The following is a 17,919-nucleotide window of genomic DNA, read 5'->3' as shown; positions in this document are numbered from 1 at the left end:
CCTATATAGCTTTCAGAAAGAAGGTGCCGGAGATCAGGAACGCCACGCCGACCGCGCCTGCGGCAAGGGATTTCTGGCGGTCCGACCAGGGCAGGAATTCAAGCGCCATAAGGCGCAGGCCGCCAAACATATGCACCGCGAGCAGGAAGACGAGGCCGAACTCGGCCAGTTTGACCAGCGGGATTTCGGCGAATTGCAGAAACCCGTCAAGCCGCGCGGGGTTGGTCAGCGCCTGTGACAAGAGCCAGAAATGCGCCGGTAGAAACAGGGCAAGGCCAAGGCCGGAAAGCCGGTGCAGCACAAAGGCGAACCAAAGCGGGTGTGAGCGGGCAGGGGCCTTCATTGGACAGTCACCGCGAAAACGGCGCTGAGGCCGAGAAAGAGCAGGCCCGCGCAGGCGCCCCATGTCAGGAGCGAGAGCGCCGCGCCCCTGAGAGCGAGCCATTCATGGACAATCACCCGCACGCCGATGGCGGCGTGGATCGAAACGGCAATGACGAAGAGACCGTAGAAGGCGAACCAAAGCGCGCTGCCCTGGGTGCGGCCAAGGATTTCGGCGGTGCTCAGACCGCCCTGGATGGCATAAATCATCACCGCGAGGTGGCCCAGAACCAGGGGCGCCATGACAAGCGCGCTCAGCCGTTGCAACATGTAAAGACGCAGATCAAGCATTGCGCTTTCCTTTGAAAAACGACTTGGCGGTTTCGCGCTTCAGCCCGGCAATGGCGCGCATCGGGTTAAGCTCGTTCGGACAATATTGCGCGCAGCTTCCCATCGAGTGACAATTGTGACAGCCGCCGCTGCCCGAGACCGCATCCAGAATGCCGGCGTGCCCGTCATCGCGGCTATCGTTCAGCAGGGTCCAGGCGCGTTGCAGGGCGGCGGGCCCAAGATAGTCGGGATTGCCAGCCACCGTATCGCAGGCCGCATAACAGATCGCGCAATTGATGCATTCGACGCCAAGATCGGCCTCGGCGCGGGCGGCGTCGGTCGGGTCGATGGGCACGATCGGATCATGGCGGGTCTGGCTTGGGTGGTGGTGTCCTTCGGCGGCTGTCCACTTGTCAAAGAACGGGTCCATGTCGGCGGCGAGATCCTTGATCACCGGCAGGTTGCGCAGCGGCTCGATCATCAGCTTGCCGTCGGCGGCAACCTTGTTGACATGGGTGCGGCAGGTCCAGCGCGGGGTGCCGTTGACCATCATCGCGCAAGACCCGCACATGCCCACCCGACAGGCAAAGCGATAGCTGAGCGTCGGATCGGCGAACTGCTGAATCCACGACACCACATCAAGCACTGTCTGGCTTTCATGGGCGGGAACCTGAAAGCTGTCGTATTGCGCGCCACGGCTGGTGCCGCGGTGGACGGTGACATCAAGCATTTCCTGAGCGACGGTCACGGGGGCCCCTTTTCGGGTCGGTTGCTGGGTGTGACATTGGTTATATTTATCAGTGCAGCTAACGAAAAGGAATAAATGCTAATGGTTTTTGTAAGTTCAGCTATCTAAAGCGGATATGACCCGCATCAGAATGGTGCCGCTAAATTTGGCGCTCCGCGCAATTTTTATGCAGCATCGCGGCACGGGCAGACAAAATCCGGTGGGTTTGCGCGGCGTCAGATGAATCCCGATTGCGCGGGCGCGGGCAGGGGGAAAGCATGCGTGACATGGATATGTTCGATGAAATGCACGGTCACGCCGGCCAGATTCGCGAGGCCTACGAGACCTTCGACGGTTGGCTGACCGATCAGGATGCCGCCCGGCTTCGCGCCAAACAGCGCGAGGCCGAAGACCTGTTCCGCCTGACCGGCATCACCTTCAACGTCTATGGCCGGGCCGAGGCGCAAGAGCGGCTGATCCCGTTCGATATCATCCCGAGGATCATCGGCGGGCGGGAATGGCAGCGCCTTGAACGTGGCATCGAACAGCGGGTGCGCGCGATCAACGCCTTCCTGCATGATATTTATCACCGGCAGGAAATTCTGCGTGCAGGCCGTGTGCCGCACGAAATGATAGCCAATAACGCGGCATTCCTGCCTCAGATGATAGGGGTTGCGCCGCCGGGCGGCATTTACACGCATATCACCGGGATCGACCTTGTGCGTACCGGCCCGGACGAGTTTTTCGTACTTGAGGACAATGCGCGCACGCCCTCGGGCGTAAGTTACATGCTGGAAAACCGCGAGACGATGCTGCGGATGTTTCCAGAGTTGTTCAGCAAGACGCGGGTGCGCCCGGTGTCGGATTATCCGCGCAACCTGCGCCGGTCGCTGGCGGCCTCGGCGCCCGAGCCCTGTGAGGACACGCCTACCGTCGCGGTTCTGACGCCGGGGATTTACAACTCGGCCTATTACGAGCACGCGTTTCTGGCCGACAAGATGGGGGTCGAGCTTGTCGAGGGGCATGATCTGTGGGTGGTGGACGGGCGCGTGGCGATGCGCACCACACGCGGCTATCACCCGATTGACGTGCTGTATCGCCGGGTCGATGACGAGTTTCTCGATCCGCTGAATTTCAACCCGGAGTCCGCGCTTGGCGTGCCGGGGATCATGGATGTCTATCGCGCCGGGGGCATCACCATCGCCAATGCGCCTGGCACCGGAATTTCCGACGACAAGGCAATCTATAGCTATATGCCCGAGATCGTCGAATTCTATACCGGCGAGCGGCCGATTTTGCAGAACGTGCCGACATGGCGGTGCAGCGAAAAGGAAAGCCTCGATTACGTCCTCGCGAACCTGGCGGATCTGGTGGTCAAAGAGGTGCATGGATCGGGGGGGTATGGCATGCTGATCGGCCCGGCGGCGAGCAAGAAAGAGCTGAAGGACTTCGAGCGCAAGCTGCGCGCGCGCCCCAGCAATTACATCGCGCAACCTACCCTTAGCCTGTCGACCGTGCCGGTGTTTGCCAAAACCGGGCTGGCGCCGCGGCATGTCGATCTGCGCCCCTTCGTGCTGATGTCCAAAGACGGCATTCAGGTCACCCCCGGCGGCTTGACGCGGGTGGCAATGAAAAAGGGATCGCTCGTGGTGAACTCGTCGCAGGGCGGGGGCACCAAGGACACCTGGGTGCTGGAGGATTAAGCGATGCTTGGGAAAACCGCCGGTGGCCTGTTCTGGATGGCCCGTCTGCTTGAACGCTCGGAGAATACCGCGCGGATGATCGAAACCGGCCAGCGGATTGCCCTGACACGTGCCGGAAGCGGGGCCGATGACTGGCTTTCGGTGTTGCAGGCAGGCGCCATGTCGCAGGGCTATATCGAGAAGCACGGCGAAGTCACCGCCGATCTTGCCATTGACTGGATGCTGCGCGACCCTGACAATCCGGCCTCGGTGATGTCGGTGGTGGGCCAAGCGCGCCAGAATGCGCGACTGGTGCGCACCGCGTTGACCCACGAGGCATGGGAGGCGGTTAATTCGTGCTGGATGATGTTGCGCGATGCCATGGCGCGCAGGGTTCGCGACCGCGATCTGCCACGGGTTCTGGCGCTGGTTCGCGAACGCAGCGCGCTTGTGCGGGGCGCCATTCACGGCACCATGCTGCGCAATGAAATTTATGATTTCGTGCGTATCGGCACCTTTATCGAAAGGGCCGACAACACCGCCCGGATCCTGGATGTGAAATACTATGTGCTGTTGCCATCCGCCGCCGCGGTAGGTTCGCGGCTTGATAACGTGCAATGGGATACGATCCTGCGCTCGGTCAGCGCCGAAGGCGGCTATCGGATCGCGATCGGCCCCGATGTGACCCCGCGCGGCATTGCACAGTTTCTGATCCTCGATAAATGCATGCCGCGCAGTCTTAATTTCTGCTGTGGCAAGTTGCGCGACAACCTCAATTATCTGGCAAGCGACTACGGGATGCGCCTGCCATGCCATCAGACGGTCGATACGATGTGTCGGCGGTTTCTAAGCCATGATGTCAACGCGATCTTTGAGTATGGGCTGCATGAATATGTGCAGGGGGTGCTGGAAAACCTGTCGGCGCTGAGCAACCAGATCGAGATTGATTACAGGTTCTACGGATAAGCCATGCGCCTTACGATCACACATACCACCCGTTACGATTATTCCGCCCCGGTGCCTTATGGCGTGCAACAAATCCGCCTGCTGCCGAAACCGACGCGCGGGCAGGTCGTGCGCGACTGGAAAATCACCGTAGAGGGCGGGCAAAAGCAGGTGGAGTTTGACGACCACCACCGCAACCGCGTCCTGTTGTTCAGTTTCGAACCCGAGGTGACACAGCTTGTCGTGCGCTCGGAAGGGGTGGTCGAGGTCACCGACACCGCCGGGGTGGTTGGCGCGCATCAGGGGCTTGCGCCGCTCTGGCTGTTTCAAAAGGCCACCGAGCATACCCGCGTCGGCAAGGCCTGCCGCGAGATGGTGCGCAGTGTCGAGGGAGAAAGCGACCTTGAGCGGCTGCACGACCTGTCGGGGCGCATTCATGGTGCGATTGCCTATGAGACTGGAAAATCCGAGATCGCCTGGAGCGCCGAGGACGCCCTGACCGCCGGGCATGGGGTGTGTCAGGATCACGCGCATGTTTTCATTGCCTGCGCGCGGGCGATGGGGCTTCCGGCGCGCTATGTTTCGGGATATTTGCGGATGGATGGTCAGGACGAGCAAAGCGCGACCCATGCCTGGGCCGAAGCGCATGTCGACGGTTTGGGATGGGTCGGGTTTGATGTGTCCAATGCGATTTCGCCCGATGCGCGCTATGTGCGGGTGGCGACCGGTCTTGATTATACCGAGGCCGCGCCGATCGTGGGGCACCGCTATGGGCTGGCCGAGGAAAGCATGGATGTGTCGCTTAGCGTGACGCAGCAATAATAGAAACGAAAGGGTTGCGCCGGTGACCTATTGTGTCGGGTTGGTCCTTGAACGCGGGATCGTTTTCATGTCGGACACCCGCACCAATGCCGGGGTCGACAACATTTCGACCTTTCGCAAGCTCCACCGCTTCGATGTACCGGGCGAGCGCGCGCTCGTGATGATGACAGCGGGCAATCTTGCCACCACGCAGGCGGTCGTCAGCCTGCTTGAGGAACGCACCAAGGCGCATGACGATCGCGACCCCTCGATCCTGACGGTCCCCTCGATGTTTCAGGCCGCGCGGCTTGTGGCAGAGACCCTGCGCGGGGTGATCGACACCCATGCCAGCACCGGACAGCGCGCCGATTCCGGGTTTAACGCCACGATCATCCTTGGTGGTCAGATCAAGGGCGGGCCGCCGCGGCTTTTCCTGATCTACCCCGAGGGCAACTTTATCGAGGCCAGCCATGAGACCCCGTTTTTCCAGATCGGCGAGACCAAGTATGGCCGCCCCATCCTTGTGCGCGCCTATGAGCGGGATATGAGCTTTGCCGATGCCATGAAACTGATGCTGGTGAGTTTTGATTCGACCATCAAGGCCAACCTTTCGGTCGGGCTTCCGCTTGATGTGTGTTTTTACGACAGGGACAGTTTCAGCAGTGACCATACCCTGCGGATCGAAGCGGACGATCCCTATTTTGCCACCATTTCCGATGGCTGGGGCGACGCGCTCAAGCGTGCCTTCGAAAGCCTGCCGAACCCCGAAGTGTAAGGCGCGCGCGTGTCAAATGCGGCCCGGTGAAAACCGGGCATGTTCGAGCCCGCTTGCATTCGCTATTGTCGATGGCGATACCTGCGCCTGCGGTGCGCATGTGAATCGGCAACGAGGGATAACAATGAAGGCAAGGAGTGTCCTTTCACGACCGGCCGGTCTGTCCGCGACATGCGAAATGGCCGGGGTGTCCCTGTCGCGCGATGGCAAGACGCTTTTGTCGGATATCGCCCTGTCGGTTCCCGAACGCCGTGTCGGCATCGTCGGACGAAACGGGTCGGGTAAAACCACGCTGGCGCGGGTGCTGTCGGGGCTTGTCGCGCCGGATCAGGGCAGGGTGCGGGTCTGTGGCATCGACATCGCCCGTGACCGCAAGGCGGCGTTACGCACCGTCGGCATCCTGTTTCAGAACCCCGACCATCAGATCATTTTCCCGACCGTGGAAGAAGAGCTGGCCTTTGGCCTGCTTCAGGGCGGTGCGTCAAAGGACGAGGCCGCGCAGCAAGTGGCCGAGACCCTTGCGAAATTTGACAAATCCCATTGGGCATCGGCCGCCACACATCAGCTCTCGCAGGGGCAAAAGCAACTGGTCTGCCTGATGGCGATCATCGCGATGGCGCCCAGGGTGGTCATTCTGGACGAGCCGTTTTCCGGCCTCGACATCGTGACCCGTGCCCAGTTGACGCGGTATTTTGATCGTATCGACGCGACAGTGATTCATATATCGCATGACCCCGAGGCCCTGCGCGGGTATGAGCGGGTGATCTGGCTTGACGAGGGGCGGATCAAACAGGATGGTCCGGCCGTGCCGACGCTTTTGGCCTTTGCCAGCCACATGACCGAACTTGGGGGGCGTGATGATATCTCTGACCTCGCCGGTTGAAACCCGCGCGCATCGCTGGCCGGCGGGCGCAAAGCTTGCGGCGCTTTGTGGCGCGACGGTGGTTTTGTTTTCTCAGGAAAGCCTTGGCTTTCACCTTGCGGTGTTCCTTGGCTGTCTGGCTGTCTATCGCCTGCCGGGTCGGCGCTTTTTCGCCGCCGGGATGCGCGGGCTTCGGGTGCTTTGGCCGTTTGTCGCGCTGGTGCTTGTCTGGCATCTTGTGATCGGTGCGATGGTTGAGGGCGCGGTGGTGGTGTTGCGGCTGTTGTCGGCGGTGGCGCTTGCCAACCTTGTGACGATGACCACGAAACTTTCGGCGATGATCGAGGTTGTGCGCTGGCTTGCCGCGCCGCTAAGACGGCTGGGCGTCAACACCCGCGCGCTTGAAATCGGAATTGCCCTTGTGGTGCGCTTTACGCCGACGCTGGCCGATAAGGGTGCCCAGCTGACGCAATCATGGGCGGCGAGGTCGCCAAGGAAACCAAGTTGGAAAATTGTCATGCCGTTCACCGTGCTGGCGATTGACGATGCTGAACACCTGGCCGAGGCGCTAAAGGCACGCGGCGGCCTTAACCAATAGAAGGAAATAGACCGATGGAACGTAACCTTGCCCTCATAGCCCTTTTTGCCGCCTTGATTGCGGCGCTTGGGCTTATCCCGAAATTCACCCTCGCCTTCGGCGTGCCGATCACCGCGCAAAGCCTTGGTATCATGCTCTGCGGGACAGTGCTTGGATCGCGGCGCGGGGCCATGGCGGTGCTGTTGTTCCTGTTGCTTCTGGCTTTGGGGCTTCCGCTTCTGGCGGGGGGACGTGGCGGGCTTGGCCTGTTCGTGTCTCCCTCGGCCGGGTTCCTGTTTGGCTGGCCGGTGGCGGCTTTTGTCACCGGCTTTATCGTCGAGAAATGGCGCGGCGGATCGCTGGCGATGGTGGCTGGGATTGCGTCGATCATCGGGGGAATCCTCGTGCTTTATGTCTTTGGCGTCGCGGGCTTGGCAATCATCCTCAAGAAATCCGCCTATGAGGCGGCGCTTTTGGTCGCGGCCTTTATTCCCGGTGACATCATCAAGGCCGTGCTTGCCGGCATGATCACCGCCGCCCTTGCGCGGGCGCGTCCGCAAAGTGTTCTGTCGCGGGCATGACCGCCACGGGCCTTGAGTGCCTGCTGAGGGCGCGGCGTTCGATCCGGGCTTTTGACGCGACGCCGGTGCCAAGGCCCGACGTCGCGCGCATCCTGACGGCGGCGCGGCTTGCGCCGAGCGGCGCAAACCTGCAACCGGGGCGGTTTCACGCGCTCTCGGGCGCGCCGTTGGAGAGGCTCAAGTCGGCCTTGCTTGATGCGGTGGCGACGGGGCGTGAACCGGTGTCGGAGTTTTCGTATTTTCCCGATCCGATGGCTGCGGCCCTGAAGGCGAAACAGCGGGCGGCGGGCTATGCTCTTTACTCTGCATTGGGGATCGAACGGCGCGATATCGCGGGGCGAAAGGCCCAGTTTGACCGCAATTACCGCTTTTTCGACGCGCCGGTTGGGATTGTCGTGACGATTCAGCGGGACATGGGCAAGGGGTGCTTCATGGACCTGGGGATGAGCCTCATGGCATTATTTCTGGCGGCCGAGGATATGGGCTATGGCACCAGCGGCATCGGCGCTTTGGGCAATTACGGCGATCTGACGCACGAGGTGATGGGCCTGCCCGAGGACGAACTTGTGGTTTGCGGTATCGCCCTTGGGCGCCCGGATGCGTCGGCGTCGGTGAACACGGTCAGGACAGAGCGCGACGCGCTTGAGGATTTCGCGCGCTTTGAGGGATTTGACGGTTAGGCGCGCAGCAAGAGCGCCGTGCCGATTCCCCCGGCGGCGGCGATGGCGGCAAGGCCCTGGCCGCCGCGAGTGGCAAGTTCATGATAAAGCCGCACCGCATTGATCGCGCCGGATGCGCCGATCGGGTGTCCGCGCGCCAGCGACCCGCCGCCGGGATTGACGATATCGGGGTTGATCCCGCTCTGGGTGACACAGGCGATGGCCTGGGCGGCATAGGCCTCCATCACTTCGGCGACTGTGATTTGATCCGGCGTGATCGCCGCGTCCTGCAACAGCTTTTTGATCGCCGCGACGGGTGCAAGCCCCGGAAGATCGGGGCGACAGCCGACCGTACAGCCTGCGACAATCCGGGCGGTGGGGGTGCCAAGCCTGCGGGCAATGCGCCCTGAGGTCACAACGCAAAAGGCGGCGCCATCGGCGGCGACCGAGGTATTGGCCGGGGTGATGGTTCCGCTGATCGGGCGGGAACGGGCGCAGAGGGTTTGCGACAGGGGACGGGTGAACGGATCCTGTTCGACGCCGTTGATCCCGACGATTTCGCGGGCCAGACGCGGGCGCGCGTTCAGGGCGCGGGCATGGCTTTGCACGGCCCATGCATCCTGATCCGCGCGGGGGATGCCAAGGCTGTGGGCAAGGGCATCGGCGGCGGTGTGCATGTCGGGGTCACGGTCCGGCCATGGGGTAAAGCGGGCCTGGGCATAGGGCCGGGCAGGGCGGCCGTCGGCAAAGGTCTCGGCCCGCTCGGGGCGGCGCGAATAGCTTTCGGCGCCCCCGGCGATGACGACCTCGGCATGCCCCGAACGGATAAGCGCATCGGCCAGAACCAGCGCATCAAGGCCGCTGGCGCATTGCCGGTCAATCGAAAGCCCCGCCACCCGCTCTGGGAGACCCGCCGCAAGGGCACATAGCCGTGCCGGATTGCCGCCCGCGCCAAGAGCGTTGCCGACGATCAGCTCGCCGATGTCCGCGCCGTCCAAGCCGCAGGCGGCAAGGCTGGCGCGGATGACCGGGGCGGCGATCTCGTGAAATTGCAGATCGGCGAATGCGCCGTTCATTGGCACCACGGCAGAGCGCATGGCGGCGACGATACAGGGTTGGGTCATGTGTTGCTTTCTACCCATTTGCGGATCGCGCGATAATCGGGTTTGCCTGCGGGCAGCATCGCAAGCTGTGGCGCGAAAAGCACCCGGCGGGGGGCGCGCAGCGGGCCAAGATCCCGACGACAGAGTTGCAGCACTTCGTTTTCGCCCATCGAGGGATCGGCCCCGGCGATGACCGCCACAAGGCGGCTACCGCGTTTCGGATCTGGCAGGGGGATCACCACGACGTCATCGGTGCCAGCCACCCCGGCAAGATAGGTTTCGATTTCCTCGGGAAAGACATTGATGTCAGAGATCGTCACCATCCGGTTTCGCCGTCCCATGACAAACAGGTTGCCATCGCCGTCGAGCCGCCCGAGTTCCGCGATTGAGAGATAATCACCGTTCCAGCGCGTATCGGCGCTATGCGTGTTGGCGTAGCCGTCAAACAGATAGGGGCTCTTGACCCAGATTTCGCCGATCCCGCCGGTTTCATGACCCGCCTCGTCACGGATCGAAAGCCTCACGTCAGGATAGGCCGTTCCGACCGATCCGCGCGGCGCAGAGCCATTGGACCATGCGATAAAGCTTGTCTCGGCGGCACCATAGAAATGGATCAGCCGGGCATTGGGAAAGAGGCGTGCGGCGGCGGTTCTGATCCTGTCGCTGAGCTGGCCGCCGCCGACCAGAATATGGCGCACCGATGCAAGTGGGGGCGTCACGCCGGTGCAGAGCAGGCCAAGCTGTGTCGGTGTGATATAGAGGACCGTCGCCTGTTCCCGTGCAAGCGCGCCGCCTTGCCGATCCGGGCGGAGGCCATGCAGGTCAAGAATGCGCGTGCCGTGATGGGCCGCTTCCAATGTGCCATATAGAACCAGCGAATGGGCAAGCGTGCCGAACACCGCGATGCAATCGGCGGGCGACAGCCCAAGCACCCGGCCATTTACCGCAAAGCTGCGGGTCCAGGAATGTTGGGTGCGGCGGATCACCTTTGACGTGCCGGTCGAGCCCGAGGTCGCACAGTGCAGATGGCCTTGCCCGTCAAGCGCCGACACGCCCAAGGCGGAGACCGAGATCGAGCAATGGTCGCGGACCAGCCCGCAAAGCTGCGCTATCTGATCGCCGGACGTGATCACGCGGGTGGCGGGGTGCCATTGGAATGTGCCTTGGGTCACGCTCTTAACCTTGTCCTGCGCGGTGTCATCCCCGGTAGCATATAGCATTGATCTGCGGGGTCATGCACGATCCGATCCGATAGTACGCATAAGCAAGGTTATGTAAATAAAACCTGTTCGCGGTCACTCCAATTCCACCAACAGATCCTTGGCGTCGATCTGGGCTCCGGGGCTGACGTGGACGGCTTTGACGGTGGCGTCGCGGTCGGCGGTTAGGCCAGTTTCCATTTTCATAGTTTTGATAGTCAGCAGCAGATCGCCTTTGTGGATCCGCCGGTCCACCTGCACCGCGACCGACGCCACAACGCCGGGCATAGGCGCGCCTACATGGTCCGCATTGCCGGTTTCGGCTTTGGGACGTGCGGCGGTGGCCGATGAGCCAATTACCCAGTGACATGCCTGTCATCTTCTGGAGATTCCGGGTGAAGCTGCGCCTGCTCATGCCGGACCGTGCGGCCAGCGAATCGACGTCGTGTGTCGCGGACAGGTTTTCGGTCACGTATGATCCAAAAGGGTCAGATTCCGGCCAACGGCGCCACGCCGTTCCAGATACTTGCGCACCCAGCGATGGATGGCAAAGGCATCGACCGATATGGCACGCAGATTCCTGCATGAAAGTGGGTAGCGACAATACCAGCGTACCGCCATCAGGATGATCCCACAGGTAAACCGGTGCCGATCAAACGGATTCTTACGCTGCGCCATCGGCACCTGCATTGGCACAAACAAGCGGACCCTGCGACTTCCGTCGAGTTGATGTAACGGAGCCTTCTCAACTCAGCTTGCCGCGCTGCATCATCGGAGTGCAGCCAAAGGCTGTGCGATATACACGCGAGAAGTGCGCAGAACTTTCAAAACCACAGGCCAAGGCAACGTCCATGATCGACATTTCGGTCTGCACGAGTAAGTGACGCGCTCTTTCAAGCCGCATTTCCATGTAGTATTTCTTCGGCGATGCGTTCAGATATTTGCCAAAAAGGCGTTCCAGTTGACGTGTCGAGATACCAAGGTCACGCGCGATTGCTGACGGCGACACCGGGTGTTCGAGTTGTTCTTCCATTTGCGCTATGGCCGCCACAAGGTGCGGATTGCGCATTCCATTGCGCGACTGAAGGGAGACCTTTTGCGCAGCCGTCGCTTCCCGAACGGCATTGTATACCATTTGGTCCGCCACCGCGACGGACAGGTCGTGCCCATGGTCCCTGGAAATCAGATGCAGCATCAGGTCCGCTGTTGCGGTACCGCCTGACGCTATGGGGTGTTTTTCATCCGCTACAAAGACATTGCGAAGAAGGTTAACTTCGGGAAATTTTTCCATGAAGCTGTCATGATATTCCCAATGGATGGAGGCTTCGCGGCCATTCAGGAACCCGCCGATTGCAAGCACCCAGCTGCCTGAGCAAAGCGCGCCGATCCGTGTGCTGGTCAGTCGATCTTTTCGCCGTAGTGCATTGAGAAGGACAGAATGGTCCTTGGACTGCATCCCGATCCCGGACAACACGATCAGCCTGTCGCAGTCCGGCAGGGCGTCGAAGCGATACTGCACCTCGATACGGGTGCCGTCAGAACTGCTGGCGGTCGCACCGCCAAGAGATGCGTAGGACCAACGATAAAGGGTTACGGGTCTCGTCAATAGGTTTGGTATGAAGATTACCCGGATTGGCAGACTTCATCCAATGAGGGCTTTCAGGGAACTTTGCGCCGGACGCAATCTGCCACATACCTGCGACGATGCTTGGGGTGGCGATATCATCGCGGCTGCCTGTGTACATATGGCCGCGTCGGTCGCGCCCAATCGTGCTGAGGGGGCATGGATTGCTGCCCCTTACATTGAGGGCCACTATGATACGGTCGACGGCATAACAATCCAAAATGGGCATATCGCTTTGCCGACGGGACCGGGTCTTGGTGCCATGCTGGACGAGTCACTATTTGGAGTATCCATATTTTCGATCTGACTGGGTGACCAAGGTTGCGTCGCAAAGTTCCAGATTGGTTTAAAAGGTCTGATCACTGGACATGATTATGCCGCCAGGTTCGCAAGTATCTGGAACGGCGTGGCGCCGTTGGCCCGAAGCGGTTCAAGCCGTTGCCACAACACATCTGAAACCACAAACCGCTGCCGGTCCATTCAGACCTCCCGTTTGGGATTCTGAATCAGAAAGCACGCGGAATGCGAATCCGAATTGTCCATGGACCCTAGTGCTTCAGGCATTGCCTTACCGGGCTATTCATCGACAGATCCCGTCACCGTCCTCACCGCTCGCAGGACCGCCTCTGCGAGTTTGGAGTTGGACCCTTTCTCGATGGTAGGATCGAAGGCCCCAAAATCGATGCCGAGGACGTCGAATTTTGCCGCAACGGCGGCCAGAACATGGTCGAGCTGCGCGAAAGTCATGCCACCGGGCGCCATGTAGGAACTGACGCGCACCTCGGAAGGATCGAGACAGTCGACATCGATATGAATGTAAACACTGGTCACCTCTTCCCGTAGCGCGTCCAGCGCTGTTTCCACCGCGTTCTCGAACCCGAATTCCGCGACCTCCGCAGGGGTCACACGAAGCCCGGGCAGATCGTCTGGCGCCCATGGGTTAGCGCTGGTGTCATGCAGCCCGATTGATGCAACACGCTCATCGGTCAGGGGGCGAAACCCCTTGTGCTCGGCCATGTAGCGTTTCCAACACCGCCCGGTGATCATTGCCACCGGCATTCCTTCCAGCAGGCCCGACCTAGATGTCTCGGGTGTTGACGCATCGGAATGGGCGTCAAGCCAGATCATTCCGATATCGTCATGCTCACCGAGTGCCGCGACCATCCCGATCGCCGCCGTGCATCCGACAATAAGGCCGACGGGTAACTGGTTGTGACGACGGGCTTTTCTTACCTCCTCGGCATACCGAGCATTTTGAGCCCAAATCCTGCTCATTTGATCGCCGGGAAAGAACCCGGCTACGTTTAGTCCGTCATTGCCGGCGCAGTCTTCAGGGTCTGGTTCGTCTTGGTCGTCAATCATGACGCATGGCACCTCACCAAATTCCCGTTCCAGCGCCTCGAGAAAACCTGGACTGTCGTGAATGGCCATTGGGCGAAGGTGCATCCGGTTTGCACCGTTGTTAGAACGTCTGCCGAAAGAATATGGATAGATGATGAGTGCGGGAGTAGACATTTATAACCTTTTCGAGTTGTGATTGATCAGGTAGGAGCAACTTGCCTTGAGAAAATGCAATGCGGTCTCAACAGCCCGCGGCAAAATTTTCTATCGAGTGCTGTCTGAGCGGGCAGTTGAACATCCTCCGCTGCAGCGTTGAATGCAAAACATCAACTTTCATCTTACCTTCGTTCGCGCAACTCGCAGCGCCTTTTTTCGAGGCACAACTGCAACCGGGCCGCGCGCTTAATGCGTGCGACCCAAGTCTTGTCAGGATGTCATATCGCAATCATTTCGCCATCGCCAGGCGTACGAAGCACTTCTGCAAATCCATGCTCATCTGCGAATGCGCGAAGTTCTGCGCGTGTCAGAATGCAGTGATTCACCGCCTCCATGTGCGACGCAATCAAAAGGGTGTCGGGCGAAGCTTCATGGACGCTCAGGGTGTCGTCCGTGCCCATGATGATCCCGTCATCCAACCCTTGGATCATGGCATATCCGGTGTTCAGGATGGCGACCTCCGGCTGATGGGCCGCCAAAACCTGAGCCACATCATCATTCCAGATGGTGTCACCGACAAGATAGACGGTTTTTTCCTCTGGATGCATGAACACAACACCGCAGACTTCGCCAAGGATATGGCCAATGGCTTCGTAATGTGCCTCGGTTCCGTGACGGCCGTCCGTTTTGATCAGCTGCACACCGTTGAACTCGGAATGTTCCGAAAGCACCCGAACATCGGCAAATCCCTGACCCCGGATGATGTCTGAATCGGTGTCGTTTTGCGTGAAGATCGGCAGGTGTTTGGGCAGTGCCTCTTGTGCTGCTTCGTCCCAGTGGTCCGGGTGCAGGTGAGTGACAATCACTGCATCGACGTCGATGATGTCAGCCACGGGCAATGGCAGATGGACCAACGGATTGCGCTCTTCGCTGTTGAGCGTACCTTCGAACCCGGGAAAGCTGTGGCGATCTGCCAGCATCGGATCAATGAGGAAGCGGACACCGCCATAGTCAACGCGAAGCGTTGCATTGCGAATCTGGGTGATCGTTGCGCGTTTTGCGGACGATGTTCCTTGTTGCGCAGTGGCTGTCGCAGCCATTCCTCCAGTGAGGGCGGCACCGGTCAGGGTAAGCATTTCTCGACGGGTGATCATTATGTCTCTCCATTTCCAGATCAGCGGGCAAGGAAATCGTCGGTCGAGATGACCTCGCCATAGGCAAAGCCGAAGGACGACATCATCGCGGCGTGAATATGGGCGGCGGGCACAGTCACCCCGTTGAACTCCAGATTCCGTGTCGCGCAGGCGTCGTGGATGGTCACGGTGCGATAGCCGAAATCATTGGCGGCGCGCACCGTCGCATCGACACACATATGGCTCATCGCGCCGATCACCACGACCTCTTCGATCCCTTTCTCGTCGAGCAGGTCTTTCAGACCTGTGGCCCGGAAGGAATTTGGGAAATTCTTGGTTATGACCGGCTCGCCCTCGGCTGGGGCGACACTCTCGTTGATCTCGGCACCTCTGCTGCCCGGCACGAAGATCGGCCCCCCAGGCTTTTCATGACGAACATTGACCACCAGATCCCCGACCTTGCGGGCCTGAGCGATGACGCGGGCCGCGTTTGCAGCAGCACCCTCGATGTTTTCGAGCGCAAAGCCGCCTTCCGGCCAGTATTCGTTCTGGAGATCAACGACGATAACAGCACGTTTGGACATGGGTTCAACCTTTCATGATCCGATTTCATTGACCTGAACCTGGCCTGCCGCCATAAAAAGGACGATTGGCGATATCGACAGAATAAGAGGCAATAAAGACAAATGACAACCATTCGGTTTGGCATCCTCCTTTACCCTGGGGCGCAGAACTCGGCCGCACTGGGATTGGCGGACCTGTTCGAGATCGCCGGGCGCATGGCCCGCACCACAGCACAAGACACGCCGCAGTTGCAGGTGGACCTTTTGAAGGAGGAGGCTGTGTATTCGACACGATATTCGGTCGATTTCGCGTGAAGTCGCCGAGGATTCGACATTGCTCGTGCCAATCGGCAGGGGTCCCGAATCCTGGCCCGCAATCTCCATTTGGCGGGCTTTTCCCTGATCGTGCGATGCCAGAACTTCGACGCCTGCAGGCTGAATTGGGATCGAGGCACTCGTTTCGAGAAGCCGCCCGATTGATCTAAATGTTCCTGCCCTGTTCGGCCCAGTTGAACACGACAGTGCGAAATCGCTTGGGCCGCATCGCTGACAAAATCAGCAACGACGACGCACACCGAGGAGACGCGGGTACAAACGCGGCCTTCTCCCCACTGACTGTTTTCCTAGATGGTGCGCACATACGATGTCGGCCTGAATACCAGAAACGGCACCTTGATGTTGTGGTCGGCAAAGTTGAAAGCCTCAATATGAGCCGACGATTTGGCCTCGTTCAACAAGCCGCTGCATCGCCTGCCAGACAGCTCCGAAATGACCTGATTGCACAAGGTTGGGATGGCCAAAGCAAGGTGACCGTGATATTAGACGGCCAGCCAAACTTGGTGCAGGGCACCCTGCGATCGAAAGGCTTTTCAGGGTTGCCACTACTGTTCGAGCGAACCGCCGAAACACTGCGTTGGTACCTTTGGCATGGGAAAGTGATGACCGCCGCGACAATCCTCAACGGAAGGCTAACTGTTTCAAAGATGGCCGCCTGACCACCATGTTTTGCCCGCTCCCGGCATTGATGTGGATCATGCGGCCCTGCGCGATGCCATTTCAGGAGACAGCCTATGAAAACCTCAATCGCGACGGTATCGATTTCGGGCAACCTGCCGGAAAAGCTTGAGGCCATTGCCAAGGCCGGTTTCGACGGTATCGAAATCTTCGAGCAGGATTTCATCGCCCATGACGGCAGCCCCCGCGAGGTTGGCGACCTGATCCGCTCCATGGGCCTTGAGATCACCCTGTTTCAGCCCTTTCGCGATTTCGAGGGGCTTCCCGATCCGCTGCGGGCCAAGGCCTTTGACCGCGCCGAGCGCAAGTTCGACCTGATGCAGGAGCTTGGCACCGACCTTATCCTTGTCTGCTCATCCTGCCACCCCGAGGCCCTGGGTGGGATCGACCGCGCCGCGGCGGATTTTTACGAACTGGGTGAACGGGCGCGCGGGCGGGGTCTGCGCGTCGGCTATGAGGCGCTTGCCTGGGGGCGTCACGTCAACGATCACCGTGATGCCTGGGAGGTGGTGCGCCGCGCGGAGCATGACAATGTCGGCCTGATCCTTGACAGTTTTCACAGCCTCGGCCGCAAGATTGACCCGGAAACCATCCGGCGCATTCCGGGCGACAAGATATTCTTTGTGCAACTGGCTGATGCGCCGCTGATCGACATGGACCTGCTTTACTGGTCCCGTCATTTCCGCAATATGCCTGGTGAAGGCGACCTTGATGTCACCGCCTTCATGCGGGCGGTCGTCGCGACGGGTTATGGCGGGCCGATCTCGCTTGAAATCTTCAACGATCAGTTTCGCGGCGGGCCACCGGCGACCATCGCCAAGGATGGCTATCGCTCGCTTGTCGCGCTGATGGACGATGTGCGCCGCGAAGAACCCGGTACGACGCTCGACCTGCCCGATATCCCGGCCAAGTCGCTTGTGCGGGGGGTATCCTTTGTCGAGTTCGCCAGCCGGGGCGAAGAGGCCACCGCCCTTGAGGCGATGCTTGAAACGCTGGGGTTTGTCCATGCCGGAACCCATATCGCCAAGACCCTGTCACTCTGGGTTCAGGGCGATGTGCGCATTGTCATCAACCGCGAGACCACGGGCTATGCCAGCAGCGCCTATGCCATGCATGGCACCACGGTCTGTGACGTCGGCATCGCGGTAGAGGATGCCGCCGCCACCGTATCCCGTGCGACGCAATTGGGCGCTCAGCCCTTCAATCAGCCGGTTGGCCCCGGCGAGATTGATATTCCGGCCATCAGGGGCCTGAGCGGAAGTGTTCTGCATTTCATCGACGACAAAAGCGGCCTGAGCGATGTCTGGTCGGTCGAGTTCACCAGGTCCGAGACCGCGAAACAGGGGGCCGGATTGAACCGGATCGACCATCTTGCCCAGACCATGAGCTATGACGAGATGCTTAGCTGGTCGTTGTTCTACACAACCCTGTTCGAGATGCGCAAATCGCCGATGGTCGATGTGGTCGATCCTGACGGCCTTGTGCGCAGTCAGGCGCTGGAGACGCCTGAAGGCGTCTTTCGGATC

The 17,919-nt window shown here is 60.2% G+C and carries 20 protein-coding genes and 3 pseudogenes; 12 read left to right on the top strand and 11 right to left on the bottom strand.

What is annotated here, in order from left to right; translation table 11 throughout:
• Position 1: 1 nt before the first annotated feature.
• The 3 genes from sdhC to QZ522_RS03480 are packed head-to-tail and all read right to left on the bottom strand — an operon-like array spanning position 2 to position 1,381.
• On the bottom strand, positions 2–343 hold the full coding sequence (sdhC, locus tag QZ522_RS03490) for a succinate dehydrogenase, cytochrome b556 subunit (protein WP_294607531.1): 342 nt from the start codon (positions 341–343) through the stop codon (positions 2–4).
• Positions 340–672, bottom strand: coding sequence for a succinate dehydrogenase (locus tag QZ522_RS03485; RefSeq protein ID WP_294607528.1), 333 nt, complete (start codon positions 670–672; stop codon positions 340–342). The genes sdhC and QZ522_RS03485 overlap by 4 nt, the downstream gene beginning before the upstream one ends.
• The gene (locus QZ522_RS03480) at positions 665–1,381 is read right to left on the bottom strand and encodes a 2Fe-2S iron-sulfur cluster-binding protein (protein ID WP_294607591.1); all 717 of its coding nucleotides are present in this window, start codon (positions 1,379–1,381) and stop codon (positions 665–667) included. The genes QZ522_RS03485 and QZ522_RS03480 overlap by 8 nt, the downstream gene beginning before the upstream one ends.
• A gap of 275 nt (positions 1,382–1,656) precedes the next feature.
• Here QZ522_RS03480 and QZ522_RS03475 point away from each other — a divergent pair, with 275 nt between their 5' ends.
• The 8 genes from QZ522_RS03475 to QZ522_RS03440 all read left to right on the top strand — a co-directional run bounded on the left by QZ522_RS03475 (position 1,657) and on the right by QZ522_RS03440 (position 8,281).
• A complete protein-coding gene (locus QZ522_RS03475; RefSeq protein WP_294607527.1) occupies positions 1,657–3,081 on the top strand; it encodes a circularly permuted type 2 ATP-grasp protein in 1,425 nt (474 codons plus the stop codon).
• Positions 3,082–3,084: 3 nt separating this feature from the next.
• Positions 3,085–4,026 carry an alpha-E domain-containing protein gene (locus QZ522_RS03470; RefSeq protein ID WP_294607525.1) on the top strand — a complete coding sequence of 314 codons (942 nt, stop codon included), beginning with the start codon at positions 3,085–3,087 and terminating at the stop codon, positions 4,024–4,026.
• Between the two features lie 3 nt (positions 4,027–4,029).
• Positions 4,030–4,827: a transglutaminase family protein gene (locus QZ522_RS03465; RefSeq protein WP_294607522.1), complete on the top strand. Its 798-nt coding sequence runs from the start codon at positions 4,030–4,032 to the stop codon at positions 4,825–4,827.
• A 22-nt stretch (positions 4,828–4,849) separates the two neighbouring features.
• On the top strand, positions 4,850–5,581 hold the full coding sequence (locus tag QZ522_RS03460; protein WP_294607520.1) for a proteasome-type protease: 732 nt from the start codon (positions 4,850–4,852) through the stop codon (positions 5,579–5,581).
• Positions 5,582–5,759: 178 nt separating this feature from the next.
• Entirely contained in the window at positions 5,760–6,464 is a 705-nt protein-coding gene (locus tag QZ522_RS03455) for an ABC transporter ATP-binding protein (protein WP_294607518.1), read from the top strand.
• The gene (locus tag QZ522_RS03450) at positions 6,439–7,041 is read left to right on the top strand and encodes an energy-coupling factor transporter transmembrane component T (RefSeq protein ID WP_294607515.1); all 603 of its coding nucleotides are present in this window, start codon (positions 6,439–6,441) and stop codon (positions 7,039–7,041) included. Before QZ522_RS03455 ends, QZ522_RS03450 begins: the two co-directional genes overlap by 26 nt.
• Positions 7,042–7,055: 14 nt before the next feature.
• A complete protein-coding gene (locus tag QZ522_RS03445; RefSeq protein ID WP_294607512.1) occupies positions 7,056–7,601 on the top strand; it encodes a biotin transporter BioY in 546 nt (181 codons plus the stop codon).
• On the top strand, positions 7,598–8,281 hold the full coding sequence (locus tag QZ522_RS03440) for a nitroreductase (RefSeq protein ID WP_294607509.1): 684 nt from the start codon (positions 7,598–7,600) through the stop codon (positions 8,279–8,281). The genes QZ522_RS03445 and QZ522_RS03440 overlap by 4 nt, the downstream gene beginning before the upstream one ends.
• Here QZ522_RS03440 and QZ522_RS03435 read toward each other — a convergent pair.
• From QZ522_RS03435 to QZ522_RS03415, 5 genes and pseudogenes are all read right to left on the bottom strand, one after another.
• Positions 8,278–9,384, bottom strand: coding sequence for a thiolase family protein (locus QZ522_RS03435; RefSeq protein WP_294607507.1), 1,107 nt, complete (start codon positions 9,382–9,384; stop codon positions 8,278–8,280). The two genes, QZ522_RS03440 and QZ522_RS03435, sit on opposite strands and share 4 nt — an antisense overlap.
• On the bottom strand, positions 9,381–10,583 hold the full coding sequence (locus tag QZ522_RS03430) for an AMP-binding protein (RefSeq protein WP_294607504.1): 1,203 nt from the start codon (positions 10,581–10,583) through the stop codon (positions 9,381–9,383). Before QZ522_RS03430 ends, QZ522_RS03435 begins: the two co-directional genes overlap by 4 nt.
• 75 nt (positions 10,584–10,658) lie before the next feature.
• Positions 10,659–10,910: pseudogene (locus tag QZ522_RS03425) on the bottom strand (biotin/lipoyl-containing protein); the annotation flags it as partial.
• 174 nt (positions 10,911–11,084) lie between these two features.
• Positions 11,085–11,240: pseudogene (locus QZ522_RS03420) on the bottom strand (IS6 family transposase); the annotation flags it as partial.
• 67 nt (positions 11,241–11,307) lie between these two features.
• Positions 11,308–12,168, bottom strand: coding sequence for a GlxA family transcriptional regulator (locus QZ522_RS03415; protein WP_365353401.1), 861 nt, complete (start codon positions 12,166–12,168; stop codon positions 11,308–11,310).
• Between the two features lie 10 nt (positions 12,169–12,178).
• Here QZ522_RS03415 and QZ522_RS03410 point away from each other — a divergent pair, with 10 nt between their 5' ends.
• Positions 12,179–12,493, top strand: coding sequence for an enolase C-terminal domain-like protein (locus QZ522_RS03410; protein WP_365353400.1), 315 nt, complete (start codon positions 12,179–12,181; stop codon positions 12,491–12,493).
• A gap of 269 nt (positions 12,494–12,762) precedes the next feature.
• Here the strand turns inward: QZ522_RS03410 and QZ522_RS03405 are convergent, their stop codons facing one another.
• The 3 genes from QZ522_RS03405 to QZ522_RS03395 form a co-directional block, all read right to left on the bottom strand.
• Positions 12,763–13,617, bottom strand: a complete 855-nt coding sequence (locus QZ522_RS03405) for an arginase family protein (protein ID WP_294607500.1) — start codon at positions 13,615–13,617, stop codon at positions 12,763–12,765.
• A gap of 344 nt (positions 13,618–13,961) precedes the next feature.
• The gene (locus QZ522_RS03400) at positions 13,962–14,837 is read right to left on the bottom strand and encodes an MBL fold metallo-hydrolase (protein WP_294607497.1); all 876 of its coding nucleotides are present in this window, start codon (positions 14,835–14,837) and stop codon (positions 13,962–13,964) included.
• A gap of 20 nt (positions 14,838–14,857) precedes the next feature.
• The gene (locus QZ522_RS03395; RefSeq protein WP_294607494.1) at positions 14,858–15,400 is read right to left on the bottom strand and encodes a cysteine hydrolase family protein; all 543 of its coding nucleotides are present in this window, start codon (positions 15,398–15,400) and stop codon (positions 14,858–14,860) included.
• A gap of 102 nt (positions 15,401–15,502) precedes the next feature.
• Here QZ522_RS03395 and QZ522_RS03390 point away from each other — a divergent pair, with 102 nt between their 5' ends.
• The 3 genes and pseudogenes from QZ522_RS03390 to QZ522_RS03380 all read left to right on the top strand — a co-directional run.
• Positions 15,503–15,694, top strand: a complete 192-nt coding sequence (locus QZ522_RS03390; protein ID WP_294607492.1) for a hypothetical protein — start codon at positions 15,503–15,505, stop codon at positions 15,692–15,694.
• Positions 15,655–16,338 (top strand): annotated as a pseudogene (locus QZ522_RS03385) (ISKra4 family transposase); the annotation flags it as partial. The gene QZ522_RS03390 and the pseudogene QZ522_RS03385, both read left to right, overlap by 40 nt.
• Positions 16,339–16,449: 111 nt before the next feature.
• The coding region (locus QZ522_RS03380; protein ID WP_294607490.1) for a sugar phosphate isomerase/epimerase and 4-hydroxyphenylpyruvate domain-containing protein at positions 16,450–17,919 on the top strand (1,470 nt) is incomplete at its 3' end.

This window comes from uncultured Roseovarius sp. (genome assembly GCF_913054395.1).
GTDB lineage: Bacteria > Pseudomonadota > Alphaproteobacteria > Rhodobacterales > Rhodobacteraceae > Roseovarius.
Note: the sequence above shows the minus strand (reverse complement) of the source record. Positions and strands in the feature narration are given on the sequence as shown.